The organism is Sphingomicrobium clamense (assembly GCF_019264355.1).
In the GTDB taxonomy this organism is placed as follows: domain Bacteria; phylum Pseudomonadota; class Alphaproteobacteria; order Sphingomonadales; family Sphingomonadaceae; genus Sphingomicrobium; species Sphingomicrobium clamense.
Window position 1 is genome coordinate 1,175,902 of the sequence record NZ_JAHVAH010000001.1, and the last position, 25,064, is coordinate 1,200,965.

Sequence of the window (25,064 nt, forward strand, 5' to 3'; positions counted from 1 at the left end):
ACACACGTATAGGGGCCTCTCCACTTGAAACTCGTCATCGTCGAATCGCCTGCCAAAGCGAAAACCATCGAGAAATATCTGGGCGCCGGGCACAAGGTGCTCGCCAGCTACGGTCACGTCCGCGATCTGCCGCCCAAGGACGGGTCGGTCGACCCGGACAAGAATTTCGCGATGAAGTGGACCGCCAATCGCGACAAGTCCAAGCAACTCAAGGCCATTTCCGACGCCGCCGCAAAGGCCGAAACGCTCATCCTCGCGACCGACCCCGATCGCGAAGGGGAGGCGATCAGCTGGCACGTCCAGGAAGTGCTTGCGAAGAAGAAGGCGCTGCCCGAGAGCGTCCAGCGCGTGACCTTCAACGCCATCACCAAGAACGCGGTGACCGAAGCGATGGAGCATCCGCGCGAACTCGATCGCGACCTGATCGACGCCTATCTCGCGCGGCGCGCGCTCGATTATCTCGTCGGCTTTACTCTATCGCCAATCCTCTGGCGCAAGCTGCCCGGTGCGCGTTCGGCAGGGCGCGTGCAGTCGGTGGCATTGCGCCTGATTGTCGATCGCGAACGTGAGGTCGAACTCTTCAAGCCGCAAGAATATTGGCAGGTTGGCGCGACCTTCGAGCAGGGCGGGACCCCGTTCAAGTCGCGCCTCGTGCGCTTCGACGGCAAGAAGATCGACCGCATGACGCTGGGCGCCAAAGGCGAGGCGGATGCGGCGAAAGCGGCGGTGGAAGCGGGCCATTTCACTGTCGAAAGCGTGGAACAGAAACCGCTGTCGAAGAACCCGCCGCCGCCTTTCACGACTTCGACACTGCAGCAGGAAGCTTCTCGCAAGCTCGGCTATTCGGCGAGCCACACGATGAGCCTCGCCCAGCGGCTCTACGAGGCAGGTGCGATCACCTATATGCGTACCGACGGCGTGCAGATGGCGGGCGAGGCGCTGAGTGCCGCGCGCCGCGCGATCGCCGAGCGCTACGACCAGGGCTATCTCCCCGAAAAACCACGCCAATACAAATCGAAGGCGAAGAATGCTCAGGAAGCGCATGAAGCGATCCGCCCGACCAATTTCTTCGCCCAGCGCGCCGGTAGCGGCGACGAGGCCAGGCTCTACAAGCTGATTCTCAACCGCGCGCTGGCAAGCCAGATGGCCGCCGCACGGCTGGAGCGCACGACCATCGATCTGGTCGACGGTGCAGGCCGGTGCGCGCTGCGCGCGACGGGCCAGGTCGTGAAGTTCCCGGGCTTCATCGCGCTCTACGAAGAAGGCCGCGACGACAAGGGCGACGAAGAAGACGGCCGTATGCCCGACCTCGCGGTGGGCGATGCGCCCGCCAAGACCGGGGTCGAGGCGACCCAGCACTTCACGCAGCCGCCGCCGCGTTTTTCCGAAGCCTCGCTGGTCAAGCGTCTCGAAGAGCTTGGCATCGGGCGCCCGTCGACTTATGCCGCGACGCTGCAGACGCTCAAGGACCGCGACTATGTCCGTCTTGAGAAAAATCGTTTCATTCCAGAGGAATCGGGCCGGTTGGTCACGGCGTTTCTAGAGCGCTTCTTCGAGCGCTATGTTTCGTATGACTATACCGCCTATCTCGAAGAAGAGCTGGACGATGTGTCGGGCGGGCGGCTCGAATGGCAGAAGATGCTGGACGAGTTTTGGCAGGACTTCGAACCCAAGGCGGGCGAAGTCATGGAGCAGAAGCCCTCGGACATCACCGCGGCGCTCGATGACTTCCTTGAACCGTTCCTTTTTCCCGAAAAGGAAGACGGGAGCGATCCGCGCGAATGCCCCAAGGATGGGGGGCGTCTGGCGCTGCGCGGCGGCAAGTTCGGCGCGTTTATCGCCTGCGCGAACTATCCTGAATGCGAGTACACCCGACCGTTCGGCGTGCGCGGGGCGGAAGCTTCCGACGGCCCGCAGGAACTGGGCGAAGGCATCGAGATGAAGGTCGGTCGCTTCGGCCCTTATCTCGAGCAGGAAGTCGACGGTGAGAAGAAACGTGCGTCGATCCCGAAGGATGTCGACCGCTCAACGCTCGATCTCGACATGGCCAAGAAGCTGCTCTCGCTGCCACGGACGCTTGGCGAGCATCCCGAGGATGGCAAGCCGGTCGTGGCGTCGATCGGTCGCTATGGTCCCTATCTGCTGCACGAAGGGCAGTATGCGCGGCTGAAGACGACCGCCGACGTCTTCGAAACGGGAATGAATCAGGCTGTCATGCTGCTCGCCGAAGCCAAGGCGACCAAGGGTCAACGAGGGCGCGGCAGCCGCGAACCGATTGCGGTGCTGGGCAAGCATCCGACCAGCGAGGGCGAGGTCAAGGTGATGGACGGCCGCTATGGACCGTACGTGACCGACGGCAACGTCAATGCGACCCTCCCCAAGGGTACGGAGCCCAAGGGGGTCACGCTGGAGGAAGCGGTCAAGCTGATCGACGAGCGCGCGGCCAAGGGGCCGGCGAAGAAACGGCGCAAGACGACCAAGAAGAAGCCCGCGAAGAAGAAGACTTAGCTAGCGCAGGTCTGGCAGTTGTGGTCGGCGGGCATGGCGTTGGAGCGCCATTGCCCACGCATATGATCGTACCAGTGAAGCTTGCCCGCGTCGCCCATGCCGAGACCGACGATGTGGCGGACGGCGAGGAGGGCGGCGAATTGGCCGGCCATGCCCACGAGCGCGCCGAGCGCGCCGAGCTCTGCGCAATTGTCGCAATCCTCGGCGTCAAACGCGTCGCCGACGACACAGCGATAGCAGGGCTTGGCGGTGAAGATGCCGACCTGAGCATGTAACTGCGCCGACTGGGCCGCGATGAGCGGGATGCCGAGTGCTACCGCAGTATCGCCGACGAGCAGTCGGGTCGCGAAATTGTCGGTCCCGTCGATGATCAGGTCATGGCCTGACAGGAGGTCTTCGGCATTCTCTTCGGTGAGACGCTTGGCCTCGGTCTCGATCTCGATGTGCGGATTGCGGCTTTGCGCCCAACCCTTGGCAAGGCCGGTCTTGGCCTTCCCGACATCTTCAACGCGGTAAAGCGGCTGACGCTGCAGGTTCGACAGGTCGACCGTGTCGTCGTCGATGAGGGTCAGGTGACCGACCCCTGCACCGACCAGCGCCGGCAGCGCGCCTGCGCCGATGCCGCCAAGCCCGACCAGTGCGACCTTCGCCGCTTTCAACTTTCTCTGCCCGACCCCGCCAATCTGCGGCAGGACGATGTGCCGGGCGTAATAGTCGAGCTCGTCGTCGTTCACTTGGTACCGGTGCTTCCGAACCCGCCATGGCCGCGATCGGTATCGTCGAGCGCGTCGACTTCCTCGAAACTCGCCAGCGTGACAGCGGCGGGGACGAGCTGCGCGACGCGTTCACCTCGCTTGACCTCGAACGGGTCGGGGCCATGATTGATGAGCAGCACCTTCAGCTCGCCGCGATAGTCACTGTCGATCGTGCCCGGCGTGTTGGGCACGGTGATGCCGTGCTTGAAGGCAAGGCCCGAGCGCGGGCGCACCTGGATCTCGTAGCCCTCGGGGATCGCAACACGAAAGCCGGTGGCGACCGGATGGCGCTCACCGGGCTCGATTGTCACGTCCTCTGCGCTCACCACGTCCATGCCGGCGGCACCGGGGGTCGCGTAAGCGGGGAGGGGAAGGCCTTCGCCATGCGGCAGGCGATTGAGGCGAATGGCAATGGTCATGAAATGCTTTCTGCGATTTTGTCGATCAGGTGGGAGGCGACGTCGGCCTTGGACGCTTCGTCCCAATCCTCGACGCCATCGGCGGTGACGAGGTGAATACGGTTGCGATCGCCGCCCATCACATCGCCCGAGACGTCGTTGGCGAGGATCCAGTCGGCCTTCTTGCGCTCGAGCTTCGAGGTTGCATTGGCGACGACATCGTTGGTTTCGGCGGCGAACCCGATGAGGAGGCCCGGGCGTTCGGGATGTTCGCCCAGCGTGGCGAGGATATCGGGGTTGCGCTCGAACTGGAGGTCGGGTGCGCCCGCGTCCTTCTTAAGCTTGACGTCCGACGGAGCGACGCGCCAGTCGGCGACGGCGGCAACCATGATCGCGATGTCGGCGGGCAAGGCGCCGGCGACCGCGTCAGCCATCTCGTTGGCCGTCTGGACGTCGATGCGATTGACGCCTGCCGGTGTGGCGAGGCTGACCGGGCCCGCAACTAGGGTCACGCGTGCGCCTGCCTTGACAGCGGCGGCAGCGATGGCAAATCCTTGTTTGCCGGACGACTTGTTGGCGATGACGCGCACCGGGTCGATGGGCTCGTGGGTCGGACCTGCGGTAACAAGCACATGCTTGCCGACGAGACGCTGGTCGTTGCTCAGCGCGGGCGTGGTCGGCGCCTCGAGCGGCAGCGCGGCGAGGATCGCTTCGGGTTCGGGCAGGCGGCCGGGGCCAAATTCGCCGCACGCCATCGCGCCTTCGTCGGGATCGAGCACGGTGATGCCGTCCGCGCGAAGCTGGGCGACGTTGCGCTGCGTCGCGGCGTGCTCCCACATGCGCACGTTCATGGCAGGGGCGATGGTAACCGGCTTGTCGGTGGCGAGCAGCAGTGTCGTTGCAAGATCGTCGGCAATGCCCGCCGCAATCTTAGCGATGAGGTCGGCAGTGGCTGGGCAAACGAGGACGTGATCGGCGGCGCGCGACAATTGGATATGCCCCATCTCCGCTTCGTCCTTGAGGTCCCAGAGCGAGGTGTAGACAGGGCTCTCCGCGAGCGCAGCAAGGCTCATCGGCGTGACGAAGTGCGAACCGCCCTTGGTGAGTACTGGCGTGACTTCGTGGCCAGCCTTGCGCGCATGACGGATCAGCTCGGCAGCCTTGTAGGCGGCGATCCCTCCTCCGACGATGAGCAACAGGCGAGCCATAGGGCTAGCCTAACCACATCATCAGCGCCGCGCCCAGTCCCCCGGCGACGAGCGCGGTGACGGTGTAGCCGAGCCAGCCGACGCCCTCGATCACCTGCACTTCGGGAAGCGGCGGCGCGGGCGGTGCGGCCCCGGGTTCGGGGTAGCTCGCGTCGATCTTGTCGATCAGGTGCGGGATCTTCTTGATGGTGCGCACAAACTCGATGATGCTGTCGGCGGCGTAGGCTTCGGGGCCGAGTTCGCTGCGGATCCATTCCTCGAGGAAGGGGCGCGCGGTTTCCCACATGTTGATGTCGGGATCGAGCGCGGTCGCGACGCCTTCCTCCATCACCATCGTCTTCTGCAGCAGCAGCAAATGAGGCTGGGTCGCCATCTCGAAGTCGCGGGTGATCGCGAACAGCCCTTCGAGCATGCGCCCGACGCTAATCTCTTTGACGGGAAGCCCACGGATCGGCTCGCCCACAGCCCGCAGCGCGGTCGCGAACTCGTCGATGTTATGATGGCTGGGCACGTATTGCGCCTCGAAATGGATTTCGGCCACGCGGCGATAGTTGCCGGTGATCAGGCCGTAGAGGATTTCCGCGAGCCAGAGACGCGCGCGGCGGTCGATGCGTCCCATGATTCCGAAGTCGACTGCGGCGAGGCGACCGTCGGGAAGCGCGAACAAATTTCCCTGGTGCAGGTCGGCGTGGAAAAAGCCGTCGATCACCGCCTGGCGCAGGAAGGCGCGCACAAGGATGCGGGCGAGCTGCGGCAGGTCGTGACCGGCCGCAATCAACTCGTCGCGCTTGGTCAGCTTGATGCCATCGATCCAGTCAATGGTGAGCACGCGGCGCGCTGTGCGGCGCCAGTCGACCTCTGGCACGCAAAAGCCAGGCTCGGCGGTCATCGCCTCGGCGAGTTCGGACGCAGATGCGGCTTCCCGCTGGAGGTCGAGCTCGCGGCGGGTCCACTGCTTGAAATAGGCGATGACCTGGCGCGGGCGCAGGCGCTCTGCCTCGCCGCCGAGCGTTTCGACATGGGCGGCGGCCCATTCGTAGGTTTCGATGGCTTCGGCGAAGACTTCGTCGATGCCGGGGCGCAGGACTTTGACTGCAACGTCCTTGCCTTCGGTGGTCTTGGCGCGGTGCACCTGCGCGATGGAGGCGGCGCCGACCGGTTCTTCGCTGAATTCCGAGAAGAGCGCTTCGAGCGGAGCGCCGAGCGCCTTTTCGACGGCCGGCTTGATCTGCGCGAAGGGTGCGGGCGGCAGGTCGTCCTGCAGCTGCAACAGGTTGGCAGCCGCAGCTTCACCGACAAGGTCGGGGCGCGTGGCGAGCGCCTGTCCGAGCTTGATCGCGGCCGGCCCGATTTCCTGGAGCGCGGCGGCGTAGTCGGGGTTCTCCGGCTGGCGCGTCCCGAAGCGTGCGATGCGCACCAGGCGCTTGACGTTGGGCGGGGTGAGCGGATCGCGCTCGATCCCCCGCAGCGCGCCGTGGCGGGCAAGGGTGCGGCCCCACTTCAGGAGGCGGAACAGGTGAGTGACGCGACTCGCCATAAGTGCCTAGATCTTCCAGCCCGAATGGATTGCGACGAGCCCGCCTAGGATCGGGCGGTGCGAGGTCTGCACGAAACCGGCATCGGCAATCATCGCCTCGAACTCGTGCATGCGCGGGAAGCGTCGGATCGATTCGACGAGATACTGGTAGCTTTCCTCGTCGTCCGCGACGGCCTTGCCGACCTTGGGGATGACGTTTTCCGAGTAGACCTCATAAGCCTTGCCGAAGCCGGGCCATTCGCTGGTCGAGAATTCGAGGCAGAAGAAACGGCCGCCGCGCTTGAGGACGCGGTGCGCCTCTCGCAGCGCAGTCGGGATATCGGTCACGTTCCGGATGCCGAAGGCAATGGTGTAGGCGTCGAAGCTATTGTCCTCGAAAGTCAGCTTTTCCGCGTTCTCGACCTGCCATGCGAGCGGCAGGTCGTCGAGCGTTTCGGCACGCTCCATACCGACTGCGAGCATGTCGGGATTGATGTCGGAAACGGTGACGTGCGCGCCCTTGCGCGCCATGCGGAAGGCGATGTCGCCAGTTCCGCCCGCCATGTCGAGGATCTTCTCGCCGGGGCGCGGCTGGACACACGCGACGAAGCGATCCTTCCAAAGCCGATGCATGCCGCCCGACATGAGATCGTTCATCAGGTCGTAACGCCGCGCGACGGAGCTGAAGACTCCGCCGACCAGCTTCTGTTTCTCGTCCCGGTCGACCACGCGGTCGCCGAACTGGACTTTTTCGTCACTCATGGAGGCAGGCCCTAGCAGGGGTTGGCGGGTCATGGAACGGGCCTTATGGCCTAGTGCGTGCCCGAGCTTCCCGAAGTCGAAACCACCGTCCGCGGCCTTTCCAGGGTGCTGGAGGGCCAGCGCATCGATAGTGTCGAAGTGCGCCGATCCGATCTTCGCCGCCCTTTTCCGGACGGGTTGGGCCAGGTGCTCACCGGCGCGACGGTCATGCGTCTCGGTCGCCGCGCCAAGTTCGGGATCATCGAAACCGACCGCGGCGATGCCGTGATCTTCCACCTCGGCATGTCGGGTCGCTGGCGGATCGATCCCGAGGAGATCGGCAAGCACGACCACCTTGTACTGACGAGCGGGGATCGCGTCCTGTCGCTCAACGACCCGCGGCGTTTCGGGTCGGTCGACCTGGTGCGGAACGATGCGCTTGCCGAGTTCGAGCCGTTCGTCGGGCTGGGGCCGGAGCCGGTCGCGGGGGAGGTTAGCGGCAAGCAGTTGAGGAAGGCGCTGGCTGGTCGCAAGGCCGCGATCAAACTGCTGCTGCTCGACCAGCGGGTGATCGCAGGGCTGGGCAATATCTACGTGTGCGAGGCGCTGTGGCGCTCGAAAATCCATCCCAAGCGGGCAGGGGGGCGCATCTCTCTCGAGCGGCTCGACCGGCTGGCAGGCGACATTGTCGACGTGATCGCCGAAGCGATCGAGGCGGGCGGGTCGAGCCTGCGCGACTTTGCGGCGCCCGATGGCGAACTCGGCTATTTCGCCAAGCGGTTCGACGTCTATGGGCGCGAGGGAGAAGACTGCCGGCGATGCGATGGTACGATCCGGCGCATCGTGCAGGGCGCAAGATCGACCTTTTTCTGCCCCTCCTGCCAGACCTAAGTGGTTGACCTCGACGGGCAAGCCCATTAAGGGGAGCGCCAATCCGGTGTGCGGGGAAACGCCGCGCGCCGATTTTCTTTTTGATTTTAGAGATTTGACGAGGTCATCCTATGGCGAATACGCCGCAATCCCGTAAGCGCATCCGTCGCAATGCGCGTCGTGCCGATGTCAATGGCGCGCGCGTTTCGCGTATCCGTACCTTCATCAAGGCGATCGAAACTGCCATTGCCAGCGGCAAGAAGGACGAAGCCGAAGCAGCGCTGAAGGCCGCGCAGCCGGAAATCGCTCGCGGCGTGGCCAAGGGCGTGATGCACAAGAACACTGCGGCGCGTAAGATGAGCCGCCTGACGAAGCGCGTTAACGCCTGCGGCTAACGCCTCTTCGCTTGATTTACCCGCGCTTCAACGCGGGTCAGTAACAGGCCGTCGGACCCCCGGCGGCCTGTTCCTTTTTGGGCTGTCACAAAAAGTCCATGTTTTCCCGCGATTCGCGATGGCGGTCCTTTCGGCACCTTATCAAAATCGGCGGAAAACCGTGCCGGAAACAATTTTTCCCAGCTTTTCAGTGTCAAGACGATTTATTTCAGTTTTTTCAAATTTAGACCCTTGAACAGACTCCGAAACCACCCTTAAAAAAGAGGCTTCCGGAACGCGATTCTGCATCCGGATGGGGGTTAGTCAGAGCGGAAAGCTCCGGCGCAATTCGCCTATGCGATTTGCGCAACGGCACGGCTTTGTCTGGTCCAAACCATACTCCAGAGGAGGGCGCAAGCCAGTGCAGGGCAGGGACGACGTTTTGCGCCAGGGGGGCATCGAGCAGGTCGCCGGACCACTCGAAGCGGCATGGGAAACCATCCGCGCCAACCTCAAGCGCGATTGCGGTGCCCGCACCTTCGACGGTTGGCTCAAGCCCGCCACGCTTGGCGACTTCGATGCCGAACAGGGCATCCTCGATATCGTCATGCCAAGCCAGTTCATGGCCGATTGGGTCCGCTCCCATTTTGGCGACCGGCTCCAGCTTGCGTGGACCAGTGCGCTTCCGATCGTGTCGGAAGTCCGCGTCGTCGCCGACGCGACCGGCCCCAAGCCTTCACCCCTTTTGATTCTCGAGGACACGCCTTCGGAAGAGCCCGCCAGCTCTCCCAGCGCGAGCGCGGGCGCCAAGCGTGATCCTTCCGCGCCCAAATTCGACCCTCGCTACACGTTCGACAGCTTCGTCATCGGCAAGGCCAACGAAGTTGCCGCCACCGCCGCCAAGACGCTGGCCGGTTCGGACCGCGTAGGGTTCAACCCGCTGTTCATCCATGGCGGCACCGGCCGCGGGAAAACCCACCTGTTGCACGCCATCGGCCACAGCTTCCTCGATGCCCATCCGGGCGCGAAGGTCGTGTCGATGTCGGCCGAGAAGTTCATGGTCGAGTTCGTCCGCGCGCTGCGCGAGAACGACACGATCGGCTTCAAGCAGCGGCTGCGCAACGCCGACCTGTTGCTGATTGACGACGTCCAATTCATCGCCGGCAAGGATTCGACGCAGGAAGAATTCTTCCACACGATGAACGAAATCATCAATGCGGGTCGCCGTCTGGTCATAACTTCCGACCGTGCACCGCAGGATCTCGACGGCATCGCGCCGCGCATCCTCTCGCGTCTGTCGTGGGGCCTGGTCGCGGACATCAACCCGGCCGATTACGAGCTGCGCCTCAACATCGTGCGCACCAAGCTTGATGCGCTGCCCGGGGTCGAGATGCCGCCCGCCGTCATCGAGTTTCTCGCGCGCCGGATCACCAACTCGATCCGTGAGCTCGAAGGCGCGCTCAACCGCATCGCCGCCTACGCAATGATGACCGGCCGCGACATCGATGTCGCATTCGTCGAGGAAGTGCTCGCCAACGTGCTGCGCGCCAACCAGCGCCGCATCTCGATCGACGAGATCCAGACGCAGGTCGCCGAACATTTCCGCATCCGCAAGGCCGAGATGACCTCGGCGCGCCGCGCACGCGACGTCGCGCGCCCGCGCCAGGTGGCCATGTATCTTTCGAAGCAGCTGACGCCCAAGTCGCTACCCGACATCGGTCGCCGCTTCGGCGGTCGCGACCACACGACGGTCATTCACGCGGTCAAGCAGATCGAGCGGCTTCGTGCCGCCGATGCCGAGCTCGATGCCGATATCCGTTTGCTCCAACGGCAATTGGAAGGCTGAGCCGCCAAGGCTCACGGGTTCGATCCCAAGACCAGTCCCCAACTGGCAAAATGAAAGCCCCGCCCGGTTCGACACGAGCGGGGCTTTTTTATGGGTGGCCGAAGTGAGGACTATTCCTCGTTTTCGGGCTTCACCGTAATCTTGATCGTCTCGCCGGAGCGGCCCGGGAAGTCGGTGAACATCGCGGTTACGAGGTTCGGGACCAGCGTGCCCAGGTCGTCGGTGCGGCTACGCGCCTTGGCAGTGCCCTCGAACAGCATCGGGCCGCCATCCTTGCGGACGATGTCGATGTCGAGGTCCGAGCGATACTCGGTGTAGCTGCGGATGCGATTGCGGCCGCTGGCGAACCAGAACGGATCGTCCCAACCGCGATAATAGCCGTAGCGCGAACCGTAGCCGAAGCCCAAGCGAACGTAGGTGCGGCGCACGTTGCCATAGCGATCGCGATAATAGACCGGACGGACATAGCCGCGCCGATAGAAGGGATCGCCCCAATAGCTGTTCCAGCCATAGCGGTCGTAGAAGGGATCCTGAACGATGCGTTCCCTCCCTTCATCGACGCCATAATCGAGCTGGACGACCATGGTCGCGTCCTCGATCGAGCTGGCGGGTGCATAGCCCTGCGACGCCATTTCGGCCGCGACCATTTCGCCGAAGCGCTGAAATTCGAGCGTGCCCTGCTTGGCGGGATCCTGCGCCACGACAACGAAGCTTTCGCCGGTGGTCGCGGGCATCTGGTGATAGCGGCTTACCTTGGACGGCATGCCGGTCGTACATGCGCTCAGCCCCGCCAAGGCGGTTGCGGCCAGCGCGACTTTGAAAAATTTACGCATGAAACTGTTCCTCGCACAAAATCCGTTATCGTGCGGGGCTTATAGCATAAGTGACCGTGAACTGCGCCTTAAGCGGCTAAGTCGGATTTCCGACGTTGGATCAGCGGCTTAGACCGACAGCTTTCTTCGCTTCCGCCAAGGTCGGCGCGGCGAGCTCGCGCGCCTTCTGGGCACCGCTATCGAGGATCGAGTCGAGCTGTGCGGTGTCTTCGCGCAGCTCCAGCAGGCGGGACCGCAATGGCGACAGTCGGGCGATCAACGCGTCGGCCAGCGCCGGCTTGAACGCACCGAAACCCTGTCCTTCGAAGTCGCCGAGCACCTCGTCGATGTCGCGATCGGTCAGCGCCGCCATGATCCCGACGAGATTCCTGGCTTCGGCGCGACCTTCCAGGCCCTCGGCGTTACCGGGTAGTGGTTCGGGGTCGGTGCGCGCCTTCTTGATCTTCGTCGCGATCGTGTCGTCATCGTCGGTGAGGTTGATGCGCGTCATGTCGCTTTCGGCCGACTTGGACATCTTTTCGGTCCCGTCGCGCAGGCTCATCACGCGCGCAGCGGTGCCGCCACCTATATAGGGCTCGGGCGCGGTGAAGAGTTCGACGTTGAAGTCGTTGTTGAACTTCATCGCGATATCGCGCGCCAGCTCGATATGCTGTTTCTGGTCGTCGCCCACGGGAACATGGGTGGCGTTGTAGAGCAGCACGTCGGCGGCCTGTAGCACGGGGTAGGTGAACAGGCCCACCGAAGCGGCCTCCTTGTTTTTGCCCGACTTGGCCTTGAACTGGGTCATGCGGTTGAGCCAGCCCATGCGCGCGGTGCAGGAGAGAATCCACTGCAGCTCGGCATGTTCGGGCACATGGCTGTGCGCGAAGACGGTCGATTTCTCCGGGTCGATTCCGCTTGCGATCAGCGCGGCGGCCATCTCACGCACATTCCGTCGCAGCTGGGCGGGTTCGCCCTCGATCGTGAGCGCGTGCATGTCGGCCAGGAAGAACAGGCATTCGGTCTCATCCTGCATCTTCACCCAGCGCAGGATCGCGCCCAGCAGGTTGCCGAGATGAAGGTCGCCGGTGGGCTGGATGCCCGAAACTACTCGCATCTTGTCGGGGCGCATGTCCGTCATTGGGGCGATTCCGATACTTTCTTCTTGCGCAGGAGGATGAGGATGTCGTCCTTGGCCATCGCGCCGATGGTCCAGGCGAGGGTGAAGTAGACGATCGCGCCCGCACCGACCAGTGCGCCCATGGCGACGATGCGACGACCGGCGCCCGCGGCGAACCAGTCATCGAAGACGCCCATGAGCAGGTAGAGGATAGCTGCCATGGCTGCAGCGCAGAACAGCTGCTTTATGAGGCGCCTTCCAAGCCAGCCTTCGACCCGGAAATGACCGCGCGCGTGGAGCAGGACGTAGAGACTGATCGCATTGAGCCATGCGGCCAGCGCGGTCGAGATGGGAAGGATGACGATCCCCATCTCCTCGATGAAAGCGAAATTGATACCGACGCCGATGGCGAGCGTGACCAGCGTGATTATCGCCGGTGTCTTCATGTCCTTGCGCGCAAAGAAACCGGGCGCGAGCACCTTGATCGCGACGTAGGCGGGAAGTCCGATCACCAGGAGCGAAAGGACGAGGCCCGACATGGCCGCGTCGGCTTCGGTAAAGCGCCCGCCTTCGAAGATTACGGTCATCACCGGCCCGCCGACGACGACCAGCGCGACGGTGGCAGGGATGGTGAGCAGCATGGCAAGCTCGATCGCGCGACCCTGTACGTTAGCGGCCTGGCGATGCTTTTCCTGTCCGATATGCCGGCTGATCGCGGGCAAGATGGCCACACCGATTGCCGAGCCGATTAGGGCTAGTGGTAGCTGGTTGAGACGGTCGGCCTGCTGGAGGAAAACGAAGCTCCCCTCGGGCAGGCGAGTGGCGAAATAAGCGTAGAAAAGCTGGCTGATATAGTAGCCGCCCGCCGCGATCGTGGCGGGCACCATTAGGATCAGCAGCTCCTTCACGCGCGGGGTCATGCGCGGTGGCAGGAAGCGGAGCTTCAGTCCGGCGCGGCGTGTCGCGTGCCAGGTGAGCCAAAGCTGGAAGACGCCGCCGATGAGCACTGCCCATGCCATCGCCCGCGCCGTGGTCTCGCCGCCCTGTTCGTAGAGAAGAAGCGCTCCCACAAGCGCCACATTGAGCAGGGCAGGGGCGAACGCTGCCGCCGTGAAACGGGTCAGCGAATTGAGGATGCCGCTGAACAACGACACCATTGCGATGAAGATCAAATAGGGGAAGGTGATCCGCGTGAGGTCGATCGCGAACTGCGTCTTCCCCGGATCGTCCTGCCACCCGGCCCCGACGGTCGCCACGACCAACGGCATGGCGACCATGAACGCGGCTGTGATGACGAACAGGACAGGCAGGAAGACGGCCTGAACCTCTTCGGCGAAGCGTTTGGCATCGGTGAGATCGCCATCTTCCCCGATCCGCCGCGCAAATAGCGGGACGAAGCCCTGGCTGAAACTGCCTTCGCCGAGCAGGCGACGCAGCTGGTTGGGGAGCATGAAGGCGAAATAGAAGACGTCGGCGGCCGCCGACGCCCCCATAACGCGCGCGAACACCATTTCGCGCACGAAGCCGAGGATGCGGCTGACGAGCGTGAGCCCGCCGATCGTGCCGCCTGCCTTGACGAGGTTCATCGCGCCCCGCCCCCCAAGTGCCTTAGGCCTTCGCTTCGTCGGTCGGCGCGTCGGCCGGAGCCTCGCCCGCCGGTGCGGTCGCCGCGCCATTGGCTTCGGCGGCCTTGCGCATGTTGGCGATATACTGCGCGGCGAAGTCGATCGGCTCGAGCATCAGCGGCGGTGCGCCGCAATCCTGCGATGCGTTCATGATGGTCTGGCGCGCGAACGGGAAGATCATGCGCGGCGCTTCGATCATCAGCAGTGGCTGGACCTGGTCCTGCGGGAAACCGCGGACGCCGAACAGGCCGGCATAGGTCAGGTCGATCAGGAAGTGCTGGCCCTCGTCCGACTTGACGCCGGCCTGGATCTTGAGCGCGACCTCGAACACGTCTTCGGCCTGCGGGGTCACTTCGAGCTCGTACTGGAGCTGGACCTGCGGCTGGGTCTTGAACTGGAAGACCTTGGGCGCATTCGGGTTTTCGACCGAGAGGTCCTTCATATATTGCGCGAGCACGCTGAACTGCGGCATCGCGGGCGCATCGTCCTGCGGGGCGCCTTCGGGCTGCGGCGGGGTCGGGGTTTCGTCGGCCATTTGGATTATCCTGATTCGATTTGAAAATGGGTGGCGGTCGTCCCGCCACGGGTCGTCGCCGCGACTAGCAGGGGCGCGTGCGCGAAGCAACTTCGGCGCGTTGTGAAACGTTCACTTGTATCGTGGCATGGAAAGAGGCTTTGAAATGCCATGGTGCGACGCCTATGTTGGGTCGGATAAGCACTTGTTCCCAAGGATTGGAAGTACCGTTGACCGCCATCGTGATCCTCGCCCTCATCGCCCTGTTCGTCGGGCTGCGCCTCTATAGCGTGCTTGGGGAGCGCACGGGCCACGAGCAGGAATTGCTCAAGGCGCCGCCTGCGCCCGCAACGCCGCCGGGTGTCGATGTGGAAACCAAGGAAGCGGGTGCGATCGACGAAGCGTCGATGAATTATCTCCCGCTCGCCGGCCCCGGCGTGCGCAAGCTGCTCGCCGCCGATCCGGGCTTCAGCGTGGCGGAATTCCTGAGTGGCGCCGAAGCGGCCTACCGCATGACGCTCGAAGCATTCTGGAAAGGCGACCTCTCGGACGTCGCCGACTTCCTCGACGACAATGTCGAGGATGCTTTCGCTAGCGCCATCGAGGCGCGTAAGGAGCAGGGCCTGACCCTCGACAATCGCTTAGTGGCCATCGACCAGTCGGTCATTGCGGCCGCCGATCTCGACGGCACGATTGCCGAGCTGGTTGTGCGTTTCGAGGCCGACATCGCCGCCGTGACCCGCAATGCCGATGGCGAAGTGGTTGCCGGCTCGATGAGCGATGCGGTGCAGACCCGCGATCGCTGGACCTTCCGCCGTGATATCGCCGCTGGCGATCCCAACTGGATGCTGGTCGAAACCGACGAGGAAGAATGAGGATGCGCTGGGCAGCCACGGCTGCCGCCGCCCTGATCCTGTCATCCTGTTCGACGACGCGCGAGGTCGAGGCGCCCGCGGCACCTGTGGCGACCACGGCCGCCATGCTGGGGTTCGTACGCGCGCCTGTAGTCACCGTCCTCCAGTCGGAGGCCGAACCCGCACTCGCCGCATTCAGCAAGAGCTGCGAGAAGCTAATCCTGCGTGAAGACGCGTCGGGGCTGACGACCGGGCAGGACTGGATACCGCTGTGCGCAATGGCAGCCTCGCTCGATCCTAGCATGGCCGCCAACTTCTTTGCGTCCCAATTCACCTATGTCCGTGTCGGCGACGGAACAGCATTTGCAACCGGCTATTTCGAGCCCGAGATCGAGGGCTGCCGCGAACCGCGCCCGGGCTGCGACATCCCGATCTATGCCGTTCCCGACGATCTGACGCGCGGTACGTTCAGCGATGGGTCCGGAGAAGGGCGCGGGCGCACCAACGAAGCGGGCGAATTCGTCCTCTTTCACGACCGTGCCGCGATCGAAGCCGGCGCGCTCGCTGGACGCGGCCTCGAAATCGCCTACGCCAAGGATGCCGCCGACCTTTTCTTCCTCCACATCCAGGGCTCCGGGCGCGTGCGTATGGACGACGAAAGCGTGCTGCGCATCGGCTATGCCAGCCAGAATGGCCGCGAATATATCGCCATCGGCCGCTTGTTGCGTGAGCGTGGCATCATGGCGCGCGAAGAGATTTCCATGCAGTCGATCAAACAGTGGATTCGCGACAATCCCGAAGCCGGCGCGGCGCTGATGCGCGAAAACAAGTCCTACATCTTCTTCCGCGTCCTCGAAGGCGAGGGGCCGTTGGGTGCGATGGAAGTCGCGGTCACGCCCGGCGTCACGGTTGCGGCCGATCCGAAATTCGTGCCCCTGGGCGCGCCCGTCTTTCTCGACCTCGATGACGACCGCGCGGACGGCTTCTGGATCGCGCAGGACACGGGTGGCGCGATCAAAGGGGCCAACCGCTTCGACACGTTCTGGGGCGCGGGCGCGGAAGCGGCGGAAATTGCAGGCAGCTTCGCGCAGAACGGCACCGCGCTCGTCCTTATTCCCAAGTCAGCCTACGCCCGTGCGCAAGCTCAGCGCTGAGGAACGAGAGCTCTGGGCGAAGGTCGCCGAGACCATCGAGCCGCTTTCGCGCGACCCGGCCGACCAAGTGGCGCCGACTTTATCAAAACGTCCCAAACCGATCCTGCGGCGGCCGCCGACGCCCGAGCGTCCGGTCCACATCGCGCCGCCTTCGCGTAGTCACTTCGACGCTACGCTCGACGGAGGCTGGGACCGACGCCTGAAGTCAGGAAAGGTCAGTCCTGACCGCGTGATCGATCTTCACGGCCATCGGCTCGATGATGCCTGGAATGCCATCGACCGGGGTCTTGAACAGGCGATCGCGGCGGGCGACCGTCTCGTTTTGCTCATCACGGGTCACCCGCCAAAGGGTGAGCCGCCAGTCGCGCGGGGCAAGATTCGCGATGCGGTCGAAGGGTGGCTTAGCGCGTCACGCCATTCCAGTGCTATTGCCGCGGTTCGCAAGGCACATCAGCGCCATGGCGGGCGGGGCGCTCTTTACCTTGTTTTGAGGCGCTCGCGTTCCCTCTGAAACGGCCCCAATTCCTCACCCTTTCTTAACCCTCATTCTTTAAGCCTGAACCCTGAGATCAAGGGGGGTCAGCGCTCGGCGCCTCTGCACATGTGGGAACCGACTGAAATACATGGCGAATAAGGGAACAGCGCAAAAAGTGTCGAACGCGATCCTTTCGGGGCTCGCGGGGATCGCGTCGTTCATCTTTTCGCTCGGAGCCTTTCTCTACCTGACCGAATTCAACGAGCAGGTGCTCGCATCGATTGTTGCGGGCGCCTTCTGTTTGCTGGTCAGCTACATCGCGTCGGAACGTCCCAACAGCGAGAGCGCGCGTGCCATGAACGCGCTCGGCGACCGCCTGCTTGCCGTGGAAGACGGCGACTTCACCACGCCGGCTCCGGCGATCGTCCAGCGCGCGATGCCCGACGTCGCCAAGGCGGTCGATCACCTGTTCGCCGAAGTGCGCGCCTCGATCGAGAATGCGCAGGCGCTCGGCATGTACGATCCGGTGACCAGCCTTCCCAACCGCCTCCATTTCCGCGCCGAAGCCGACCGTGCGCTCGGCATGGTCGCCAACGACCAGCCTGCCGCCATGCTGTTCGTCGACCTGGACCGGTTCAAGGCGGTCAATGACGGACTTGGCCATGCGCGTGGCGACCAGCTGCTTACCATGGTCGCGAACCGCTTGCGCGTTGTCGTGACGGCAGAGATGGACGGCGAAAACGGCGCGCGTCCGTTGCTCGCCCGCCTTGCCGGCGACGAATTCACCATTTTCTTCCCCAAGATTCGAGACCGCGAACATATCGGGCGCATCGCCCGTCGCATCGCCCTCGCGATCTCCGAGCCGTTCGAGCTGCACGGTCACTCGATCGACATCGGTGCTTCGATCGGCGTCGCGGTGGTGCCCGATGACGGCACCACGATCGAGAAGCTCATGCGCGCGGCCGATATCGCCATGTATCGCGCCAAGGCGCTGGGCGGCTCGCAGCATGTCATGTTCACCCCCGAACTGCTGGCGGAGCATGAAGCCAAGCTGGCCACCGAACACGCCCTGACCGCAGCGCTCGAGCGCGACGAATTTTCGATCGAGCTCCAGCCGCAGCTCGACCTGGTGACTGGCGACGTCACGGGTGCAGAGGCGCTGCTCCGTTGGACCCACCCGACCGATGGGCCGCGTCGTCCGGACAGCTTCATCAAGGTGGCGGAGAAGTCGGGGCTAATCGCCGAGATCGGTGACTGGGTCATCGAAGAGTGCGCCGCGATCATGGAGCGTTGGCAGGAGCGGGGCAACGCTCGCCGTATGGCGTTCAACATCTCGCCGCGCCAACTCGACCGCCCGGACTTCTTCAATCGCATGCGCGCCGCATTCGCAGCGCACGACGTGCCGCTGTCGCTGGTCGAGCTCGAATTCACCGAGACGACAGCGATGCAGGCAAGCGAGCACCATATTGACGAGATTCGTGCGCTGCGCGACGCAGGCGCGACGGTCGCGATCGACGATTTCGGGACAGGCTATTCGAATATTGCACGCTTGCGGACCATGCCGCTCGACCGCGTGAAGCTCGACCCCACGCTGATCCACGATATCGAATCGTCAGAGACTGCGCGCGAGGTCGTGCAGGCGGTCATCACACTCGTGCATTCGGTCGGTGCGGAGGTCGTTGCCGAGGCCGTGGACAGCGAAGAACAGACCGATATCCTGCGCGCCATGGGCTGCCACACGGTGCAGGGCTACATGTTCGGACGGCCGATGCCGCGCGACCGCTTCTTCGACTGGGTCGGGGAGCGCGACGAGGCCAACAAGAAGGATCGCGGGCGCAGCGTCGCCTAGGCGAAGACCTTCTCGAGCAACCGGCGGTAAATTTCCGACAGCTTCTCGATGTCCGCGATCGCGGCATGTTCGCCGACCTTGTGCATCGAGGCGTTGGGGAGGCCGAAGTCGATCACCGGGCAGATCTTGTGGAAGAAGCGCCCGTCCGAGGTGCCGCCTTTGGTCGAGAGTTCGGGCGAGACGCCTGTCACTTCTTCGATGGCCTCGGATAGCATCTGCGTCAGCGGTCCTTCGGGCGTCAGGAAGGCCTCACCCGAAATCCGCGCTTTCACGTGCGTATCGGGTTCGATCGTGTGCGCGATCTCGCGCACGCGGTCGACCAGCTGCTCTCCCGAATGCAGGTTGGTGAAACGGATATTGAGCTGCGCGGTGGCCTTGCCCGGAATCACGTTTGACGCGTGGGTCGGCGTGTCGATGCCGGTAAATTCCAGATTTGTGGGCTGGAAGATGTCGGTTCCCTTGTCCCAGACCTCGGCCTCGACCGCGTCGATGATCTTCGCCAGCTTGGGCACTGGATTGTCGGCGAGGTGAGGGTAGGCGACATGGCCCTGATGCCCCGGCACTTCGATCCACATGTTGACCGATCCGCGCCGGCCGGGTTTGACCGTATCGCCCAGCCGGTCGACCGAGGTGGGCTCGCCGATCAGCATCATGTCGGGACGAATGCCGCGCTCTTCGATCCATTCGATGATCTTCAGGCTGCCATAGGTGGCATAGCCCTCTTCGTCGCCCGTGATCATCAGGCTGAGCGTGCCCTTATGCTCCAGTCCATCGAGCGCCGCGACGAAGGCCGCGATCGCGCTCTTCATGTCGGTCGCCCCGCGCCCGGTCAGGATCCCGTCGGCGATGACCGGTTCGAACGGGTCCGTGTCCCAGCCGTCGCCCGGCGGAACGACGTCGAGATGTCCGGCAAAGGCGAAATGCGGTCCGGCTCCCGCTTCCCGGATTGCCACGAGGTTTTCGGTCGGCCCATCGGGCTCTTCGCCTAGAACGAACCGATGGACGGCAAAGCCATGCGGTTTCAGCGCGTCTTCCAGGACGTCGAAGACTTCGCCGCGCGCTGGGGTGATGCTTTTTGCCGCGATCAATTTGGCGGACAGGTCGATGGCAGCGCTCACTTCGAACCCTCCGGTTCGTAGGCCTCGATCACCCATGGCTCGTCCTGTGCCAGTTCGATCCACTCGACCACGTGCGGATGGTGGATCACTGCCTCGGCGTAGGCGATCGCAAACGGCGGCAGCGGAACCATGTAGGTGACGAAACGCGTGACGACCGGCGCGAACATCATGTCCACCGCGCTCCACTGGCCGAAGAGATAATCGCCGCCCGACCCGTAGCGCGCGCGGGCCTGCGCCCAGATCGTCAGGATGCGCTCGATATCAGTCTTTACTGCGTCGGACAGGTGGTGATCGTCTACCCGGCGGCGGACATTCATCGGCAGCTCGGCACGGAGTGCCATGAAGCTTGAGTGCATCTCGGCAGCCATCGAGCGCGCCATGCCGCGCGCCGCATCGTCTTCGGGCCAATATCTCTCTCGACCATGCGCTTCGGCGCAGCTCTCGATGATCGCAAGGCTGTCCCAGATGACGGTATCGCCGTCCCAGAGCACCGGCACCTTGCCGCCTCCGGCCGCAAATTCATTTCCTTTGCGCTTGGCGTCCCAATCCTTGTCGAACAGGGGGACGACCAGTTCCTCGAACTCCTGGCCGGAGGCCTTGAGCGCAAGCCACCCGCGCATCGACCAGCTAGAATATGCGCGGTTGCCGATGACGAGTTTCATGCGATAGTCGCTCCTGAAGGGGGGAAATGGGGCTATGGACGATCACGTCCGCACGAACAAGACGCCGTGGGCGCTGCTGGCACTGATCGGTATCGTCATCGTCGGCGCCGCGCTCCGTTGGATGAACATCGGGCGCGAGGCCCTTTGGGTCGACGAGGCCCTGACATTCATCGTTGCGCGTCACGAGATCTCCCGCCTGTTCCTCGAACCGATCGATCCCAGTGGGCCGATTTACTATGTCGCGCATAAACTCCTCGTCGGCGAGGTGGCGAGCGCGGTTGAAGCACGGATGGTGAGCTTTGTTGCCGGTGTCGCCCTGATTCCCGTCGTTTATGCGCTGGCTTGTCAGGTAATGGCCGTTCGCTCCGGACTGGTTGCCGCCGCAATGGTCGCGATTTCGCCCGTGCTGATCGACTATTCGCAGGAGGCACGCGCATACAGTCTCCTCCTTCTTTTTTTCGCCCTGATCGGGCTGAGTCTCGTCGCTGCAGATCGTTGTGCCGACCCGCATCGTCGGAGATGGTGGCTAGCGGGGTTGGCCGCAGTCTCGACGCTTGCACTCTTCACTCACCTGATCGCTTTCCCTTTCGTTGGACTGGCGATGCTTTGGCTCAGGCTGGGCGCCGATCGGGAGGGTGCCAAGCTCACGCCCGAAGAGGCATGGGCGGTCTGGATAGCGGTCGGCGTTCTTGGGCTGGTCGAGGTCAGGAGACTGTTTCTCTACGCCTCCGATGCCAATGAATTCGGCTGGTTGAGAGAGCCTGCCGTCTATGAGGCGCTTACCCTTCTCGGAGGGCAGTGGCTGCCCGCTGCCGCCTCGGTCCCTTGGCTGGCGGCTTTCGTCGTTCCCGCTGTCGCGATCCTGATGGTCCTGTGCTGGCGTCAGCAAATCGCGAGAGACCGGGTCTTCCTGCTCTTGTTGGCCGGTTGGCTGGCGCAGCCCCTAGTCCTTTGGCTGGTCAGCATCACGCTTCAGCCCGTGCTGATGTCCCGGACGTTGATGCCAACCTGGCCGGCCTTCGCGCTCTTGCTGGCCTTTGCATCGGAGCGTCTCCTTAGGCGCCACGCCCATATTGTTCGACTGGCGGCGGTCGTTTTGACTGCCACGGGCTTGGCGATTTCGGGAACGACCCGGCCAAAAACCGACTGGAACGGGATTGCCCAATTGCTCCGCAGCCTCAACGGCGAAGTTCTCGTTTGCCCCTTCTGGCGCGCGCCCGCCTTGCTCCAGGCAATGGAGCCGGAGCATCGCAGGATCTGGGTGCTCTACAATAGCGGCGCCCCCGCCTTGCTCGATGCGCGGAGTGACGGCGACTGGACGGCAGAATTCCTGTTCAACGCGAACGGTCGCAAGGATCGCGATGCGCAGGATCGGCTTAAGCATCTTGTTCTGGTGAGGGCTGATTGCCCCGAGCAGGAGCAGGTCCATCTCGACCAGATGATCGCAGGACGTGTTCCCGCGCGTACGGTTCGCATCAATGCGCCACCGTCGCGCGATCCACTGTCGCCAGGCGTGGTCGACGTGGTGATCGAGGAATATTTGCCGGTCGAGGACTAGGTCCGGGCGGCGTCGAGGATGGCGGCGCGGAGCATGGCGATGCCTTCGCCTTTTTCCGCGCTGGTTACGTAAAGGTCGGGGTGGGCGGCGGCGTGCTTGGCGGCTTCGGCGGCGACAGCGTCGGTTACCTGTGAGAGCTCGGTGGCCTTCACCTTGTCGGACTTGGTGAGGACGATGTTGTAGGACATCGCCGCCTTGTCGAGCATGTCCATGACCTCGCGGTCATGCTTGCCGATGCCGCGGCGCGAATCGATCAGCACCATCGTGCGCTTCAGCACGCTGCGGCCGCGCAGATAGTCGAACACGAGATGCTTCCAGCGCTCGACGGTCTTCACCGGTGCCTTGGCGAAGCCGTAGCCCGGCATGTCGACGAAGCGCAGCTCGGTCGGGTTGCCGATTTCGAAGAAATTCAATTCCTGCGTGCGCCCCGGCGTCACCGAGGTGCGCGCGATGGCGCGGCGGCCGACCAGCGCGTTCAAGAGCGAGGACTTGCCGACGTTGGAGCGGCCCGCGAAGGCAATCTCGGGCACGGTGGGCTCGGGAAGGAATTTCAGCTCGGGGGCCGAGAGGAGAAACTCCACCCGGCCCGTCATGAGCTTGGTCGCTTCCTTCTCGAAAATGTCCATCAGGACTTCTTCGCTTTCGCCTCGACCACCGTGTCACCGGCATGCTGCATGTCGTAGCGGTGATAGAACCACTTCTGCTGCGCCATGGTGAGGATGTTCGAGGTCACCCAGTAGAGCTGCAGGCCCGCCGCGAAAGGCGCCATGATGACCATGAGCACCCACGGCATGATGCCGAAGATGGTCTTCTGCGTCTCGTCCATGGGCGCGGGGTTGAGCTTGAACTGCAGCCACATGGTGATGCCCAGCAGGATCGGCAGGATGCCGATGGCAAGGAAGCCCGGGGGCGTGAAGTCGAGCAGGCCGAACAGGTTGACCGGGGTCAACGGGTCGGGTGCGGAGAGATCCTGCAGCCAGCCGAAGAAGGGCTGGTGCCGCATTTCGACCGACACCATCAGCACCTTGTAGAGGGCATAGAAAATCGGAATTTGCAGAAGGATCGGAAGACAGCCCGCGGCCGGATTGATCTTCTCGGCCTGATACATCTTCAGCATTTCCTGCTGGAGACGCGGCTTGTCATCCTTGTAGCGGTCCTGCAGCGCCTTCAGCTTGGGCTGGATGCGGCGCATGCCGGCCATCGATTTGAACTGCTTGTTCGCCAGCGGGAAGAGCGCGAAGCGAACGAGGAAGGTCAGGATCAGGATGGCGACACCGAAGTTGCCGACCATTTTGAACAAGACGAGCAGCAGCGCGAAGATCGGGCGCATGAACCATTCGAACCAGCCCCAGTCGATCGCCTTCGAGAGACGCGGGACGCCCGCATCCTCGTAGTTGTCGAGCCAGTCCTTTTCCTTTGCCCCCGCGAACAGGCGGGTCGTCGTGGTCAGCTGGCGACCGGAATTGAGAATCTGCTGCTGACCGACATATTGCGCCTGGTAGGTGCCCGGGCGCTGGCCCTTGCGGAGCGAGGCCTCGACCCGTTCGCCGCTGCTCGGGATGAGCGCGGTGAGCCAATATTTGTCGGTAAAGCCGACCCAGCCACCGGTGCTGTCGCGCGTCTCGCCGGCGGTGCCGGCCTCGTCGAGGTCGTCCCAGTCAATGTCGTAGTCGGCTTCGTCGTTGAACACGCCCATCGGGCCGAGGTGGATGAAGCCGAACGTCTCTTCGCCCTGGCCGAAACCGCGGCTGGCAAGCGCATAGGGGCTGAAGCCCACCGCGCCGTCGCCGCGATTGACGACGCGCTGGTCGACCGTGAACAGGTAACCTTCGTCGATCGCGATTTCGAGTTCGAACGTCTGGCCGGTCTCGTTCGACCAGCTCAGCGTGACGGGGTTGCCCGGCGTCAGCGTGTCGCTGCTGGCGCTCCAGACGGTATCGGCGCCCGGCGTCTCGATGCCTTCGCCGGCCCAGCCGAACTGCGCAAAATAGCTGTTTTCGACACCAGCGGGCGTGAACAGGCGGACCGGCGGGCTGTCCTCGCGCATGTCCTGTTTGTGATTGGTGAGGGTAAGGTCGTCGATGCGCGCACCGGCAAGGTTGATCGAGCCGGAGAGGTTGGGCGTCTCGATGTCGACACGGCCGCCTTCGACCAGCACTTCGTTGAGCTCGCGCAGCGCCTGCGGGCTGTCGGGGCCGGGGTCGGCCTCGGGCACTGCAACCGCTTCGACCTCGGCATCCTCGACCACGGTGGTCTCCGGTCCCGAGGTCGGGAACAGGATGCTCCAGCCGATCAGCACGATCGCGGACAGGACGATCGCGAGGATCATGTTGCGGTTGTCGGTCATGAAATCTCTTCTCTTACCCTACGGGACAGGATCGTGGCCCTGTCCCCCCCACGGATGACAGCGCATGATGCGCTTTAACGCCAGCCAGCCGCCTTTCAAGGCCCCGTACCGCTCGATCGCGGTAATGGCATAGGCGGAACAGCTCGGCTGATAGCGACAGGTGGGCGGCAGGATCCGGCTCGGACCTTTCTGCCAGCCCTTGGTGGCGAGAATCATCAGCTTGCCCAGCATCAGGCCTTCACCTTCGCCAGCGCGGACTTAAGATCCTCGCCCAGTTTCTCGAATTCGCGCTCGATCCCCGACTGGCGACCGATGAGGACGTGGTCGGCACCCGGCACGCCCTGGTCGGGCAGGACGGCGCGGCAAAGCTCGCGGAAGCGGCGTTTCATGCGGTTACGTACGACAGCACCGCCAACCTTGCGGCTGACGGTGAGACCGTATCGCATTTCGGGATTGCCGTCCTTGCGGTCGCGGACCAGGAGCACGAAGCCCTTGGTCGGTGCGCGCCGCCCGCGATTGGCGGCGAGAAAGTCCGACCGCTTCTTCAGGCGGGTTAGGCGGACAGCTTCTTGCGACCGCGACAACGACGTGCGTTCAGGATCTGACGACCCGACTTGGTTGCCATGCGGCTGCGGAAACCGTGACGCCGCTTGCGGACGAGATTGCTCGGCTGGAAGGTGCGCTTCATCGCTCATGCCTCTAGTAAATCAAGAAAAAAGCCGCTTCGAGCGGCCCGTTGGGGGCGCCAATAAGGGGGAGG

Annotated in this window: 25 protein-coding genes; 9 read left to right on the forward strand and 16 right to left on the reverse strand. The window is 63.7% G+C overall.

The window, feature by feature from the left end; all coding sequences use genetic code 11:
• The first annotated feature begins 24 nt into the window (after window positions 1-24).
• Window positions 25-2,508: a type I DNA topoisomerase gene (topA, locus tag KTQ36_RS06085; protein ID WP_218632819.1), complete on the forward strand. Its 2,484-nt coding sequence runs from the start codon at window positions 25-27 to the stop codon at window positions 2,506-2,508.
• Here topA and KTQ36_RS06090 read toward each other — a convergent pair.
• The 5 genes from KTQ36_RS06090 to ubiE are packed head-to-tail and all read right to left on the reverse strand — an operon-like array spanning window position 2,505 to window position 7,147.
• The gene (locus tag KTQ36_RS06090) at window positions 2,505-3,242 is read right to left on the reverse strand and encodes a HesA/MoeB/ThiF family protein (RefSeq protein ID WP_218632820.1); all 738 of its coding nucleotides are present in this window, start codon (window positions 3,240-3,242) and stop codon (window positions 2,505-2,507) included. The genes topA and KTQ36_RS06090 overlap by 4 nt on opposite strands.
• The gene (dut, locus tag KTQ36_RS06095) at window positions 3,239-3,682 is read right to left on the reverse strand and encodes a dUTP diphosphatase (protein ID WP_218632821.1); all 444 of its coding nucleotides are present in this window, start codon (window positions 3,680-3,682) and stop codon (window positions 3,239-3,241) included. Before dut ends, KTQ36_RS06090 begins: the two co-directional genes overlap by 4 nt.
• On the reverse strand, window positions 3,679-4,869 hold the full coding sequence (coaBC, locus tag KTQ36_RS06100; RefSeq protein WP_218632822.1) for a bifunctional phosphopantothenoylcysteine decarboxylase/phosphopantothenate--cysteine ligase CoaBC: 1,191 nt from the start codon (window positions 4,867-4,869) through the stop codon (window positions 3,679-3,681). Before coaBC ends, dut begins: the two co-directional genes overlap by 4 nt.
• A gap of 4 nt (window positions 4,870-4,873) precedes the next feature.
• Entirely contained in the window at window positions 4,874-6,406 is a 1,533-nt protein-coding gene (gene ubiB, locus KTQ36_RS06105; protein WP_218632823.1) for a 2-polyprenylphenol 6-hydroxylase, read from the reverse strand.
• A gap of 6 nt (window positions 6,407-6,412) precedes the next feature.
• On the reverse strand, window positions 6,413-7,147 hold the full coding sequence (gene ubiE / locus KTQ36_RS06110; RefSeq protein ID WP_218632824.1) for a bifunctional demethylmenaquinone methyltransferase/2-methoxy-6-polyprenyl-1,4-benzoquinol methylase UbiE: 735 nt from the start codon (window positions 7,145-7,147) through the stop codon (window positions 6,413-6,415).
• Window positions 7,148-7,204: 57 nt separating this feature from the next.
• Between ubiE and mutM the strand changes: the two genes are divergently transcribed.
• The 3 genes from mutM to dnaA all read left to right on the forward strand — a co-directional run bounded on the left by mutM (window position 7,205) and on the right by dnaA (window position 10,216).
• Window positions 7,205-8,017, forward strand: a complete 813-nt coding sequence (gene mutM, locus KTQ36_RS06115; RefSeq protein WP_218632825.1) for a bifunctional DNA-formamidopyrimidine glycosylase/DNA-(apurinic or apyrimidinic site) lyase — start codon at window positions 7,205-7,207, stop codon at window positions 8,015-8,017.
• Window positions 8,018-8,127: 110 nt separating this feature from the next.
• On the forward strand, window positions 8,128-8,391 hold the full coding sequence (gene rpsT / locus KTQ36_RS06120; RefSeq protein WP_218632826.1) for a 30S ribosomal protein S20: 264 nt from the start codon (window positions 8,128-8,130) through the stop codon (window positions 8,389-8,391).
• Between the two features lie 421 nt (window positions 8,392-8,812).
• Window positions 8,813-10,216: a chromosomal replication initiator protein DnaA gene (gene dnaA, locus KTQ36_RS06125; RefSeq protein WP_255554397.1), complete on the forward strand. Its 1,404-nt coding sequence runs from the start codon at window positions 8,813-8,815 to the stop codon at window positions 10,214-10,216.
• 110 nt (window positions 10,217-10,326) lie between these two features.
• Here the strand turns inward: dnaA and KTQ36_RS06130 are convergent, their stop codons facing one another.
• The 4 genes from KTQ36_RS06130 to secB all read right to left on the reverse strand — a co-directional run bounded on the left by KTQ36_RS06130 (window position 10,327) and on the right by secB (window position 14,308).
• Entirely contained in the window at window positions 10,327-11,049 is a 723-nt protein-coding gene (locus KTQ36_RS06130) for a DUF4136 domain-containing protein (protein ID WP_218632828.1), read from the reverse strand.
• Window positions 11,050-11,149: 100 nt separating this feature from the next.
• Window positions 11,150-12,145, reverse strand: a complete 996-nt coding sequence (gene trpS, locus KTQ36_RS06135; protein ID WP_218633850.1) for a tryptophan--tRNA ligase — start codon at window positions 12,143-12,145, stop codon at window positions 11,150-11,152.
• A gap of 20 nt (window positions 12,146-12,165) precedes the next feature.
• The gene (gene murJ / locus KTQ36_RS06140) at window positions 12,166-13,734 is read right to left on the reverse strand and encodes a murein biosynthesis integral membrane protein MurJ (protein ID WP_218632829.1); all 1,569 of its coding nucleotides are present in this window, start codon (window positions 13,732-13,734) and stop codon (window positions 12,166-12,168) included.
• A 22-nt stretch (window positions 13,735-13,756) separates the two neighbouring features.
• Window positions 13,757-14,308: a protein-export chaperone SecB gene (gene secB / locus KTQ36_RS06145; protein ID WP_255554398.1), complete on the reverse strand. Its 552-nt coding sequence runs from the start codon at window positions 14,306-14,308 to the stop codon at window positions 13,757-13,759.
• Window positions 14,309-14,517: 209 nt separating this feature from the next.
• Between secB and KTQ36_RS06150 the strand changes: the two genes are divergently transcribed.
• The 4 genes from KTQ36_RS06150 to KTQ36_RS06160 all read left to right on the forward strand — a co-directional run bounded on the left by KTQ36_RS06150 (window position 14,518) and on the right by KTQ36_RS06160 (window position 18,619).
• Window positions 14,518-15,162, forward strand: coding sequence for a Tim44/TimA family putative adaptor protein (locus KTQ36_RS06150; RefSeq protein ID WP_218632830.1), 645 nt, complete (start codon window positions 14,518-14,520; stop codon window positions 15,160-15,162).
• Window positions 15,163-15,164: 2 nt separating this feature from the next.
• Window positions 15,165-16,295 (forward strand): murein transglycosylase A, encoded by a 1,131-nt coding sequence (gene mltA, locus KTQ36_RS11375; protein ID WP_255554399.1) that lies wholly within the window; start codon window positions 15,165-15,167, stop codon window positions 16,293-16,295.
• Entirely contained in the window at window positions 16,276-16,806 is a 531-nt protein-coding gene (locus KTQ36_RS06155) for a Smr/MutS family protein (protein ID WP_345777676.1), read from the forward strand. Before mltA ends, KTQ36_RS06155 begins: the two co-directional genes overlap by 20 nt.
• A 139-nt stretch (window positions 16,807-16,945) precedes the next feature.
• Window positions 16,946-18,619, forward strand: a complete 1,674-nt coding sequence (locus KTQ36_RS06160) for a putative bifunctional diguanylate cyclase/phosphodiesterase (RefSeq protein ID WP_218632832.1) — start codon at window positions 16,946-16,948, stop codon at window positions 18,617-18,619.
• Here the strand turns inward: KTQ36_RS06160 and dapE are convergent.
• On the reverse strand, window positions 18,616-19,737 hold the full coding sequence (dapE, locus tag KTQ36_RS06165) for a succinyl-diaminopimelate desuccinylase (RefSeq protein ID WP_345777677.1): 1,122 nt from the start codon (window positions 19,735-19,737) through the stop codon (window positions 18,616-18,618). The genes KTQ36_RS06160 and dapE overlap by 4 nt on opposite strands.
• Window positions 19,734-20,399, reverse strand: a complete 666-nt coding sequence (locus KTQ36_RS06170; protein ID WP_218632834.1) for a glutathione S-transferase family protein — start codon at window positions 20,397-20,399, stop codon at window positions 19,734-19,736. Before KTQ36_RS06170 ends, dapE begins: the two co-directional genes overlap by 4 nt.
• A gap of 34 nt (window positions 20,400-20,433) precedes the next feature.
• Between KTQ36_RS06170 and KTQ36_RS06175 the strand changes: the two genes are divergently transcribed.
• Window positions 20,434-21,957, forward strand: a complete 1,524-nt coding sequence (locus KTQ36_RS06175; protein WP_218632835.1) for a glycosyltransferase family 39 protein — start codon at window positions 20,434-20,436, stop codon at window positions 21,955-21,957.
• Here KTQ36_RS06175 and yihA read toward each other — a convergent pair.
• From yihA to rpmH, 5 genes are read right to left on the reverse strand one after another with little or no spacing between them, the layout of a single operon-like run.
• Complete coding sequence (gene yihA / locus KTQ36_RS06180) at window positions 21,954-22,583, reverse strand: ribosome biogenesis GTP-binding protein YihA/YsxC (protein WP_218632836.1); 630 nt, start codon at window positions 22,581-22,583, stop codon at window positions 21,954-21,956. The two genes, KTQ36_RS06175 and yihA, sit on opposite strands and share 4 nt — an antisense overlap.
• Window positions 22,583-24,304, reverse strand: a complete 1,722-nt coding sequence (gene yidC, locus KTQ36_RS06185) for a membrane protein insertase YidC (RefSeq protein ID WP_218632837.1) — start codon at window positions 24,302-24,304, stop codon at window positions 22,583-22,585. The genes yihA and yidC overlap by 1 nt, the downstream gene beginning before the upstream one ends.
• An 18-nt stretch (window positions 24,305-24,322) precedes the next feature.
• A complete protein-coding gene (gene yidD / locus KTQ36_RS06190; RefSeq protein ID WP_218632838.1) occupies window positions 24,323-24,535 on the reverse strand; it encodes a membrane protein insertion efficiency factor YidD in 213 nt (70 codons plus the stop codon).
• Window positions 24,535-24,888, reverse strand: a complete 354-nt coding sequence (rnpA, locus tag KTQ36_RS06195; RefSeq protein WP_255554400.1) for a ribonuclease P protein component — start codon at window positions 24,886-24,888, stop codon at window positions 24,535-24,537. The genes yidD and rnpA overlap by 1 nt, the downstream gene beginning before the upstream one ends.
• Window positions 24,858-24,992, reverse strand: coding sequence for a 50S ribosomal protein L34 (gene rpmH, locus KTQ36_RS06200; RefSeq protein WP_218632839.1), 135 nt, complete (start codon window positions 24,990-24,992; stop codon window positions 24,858-24,860). The genes rnpA and rpmH overlap by 31 nt, the downstream gene beginning before the upstream one ends.
• Window positions 24,993-25,064 lie beyond the last annotated feature (72 nt).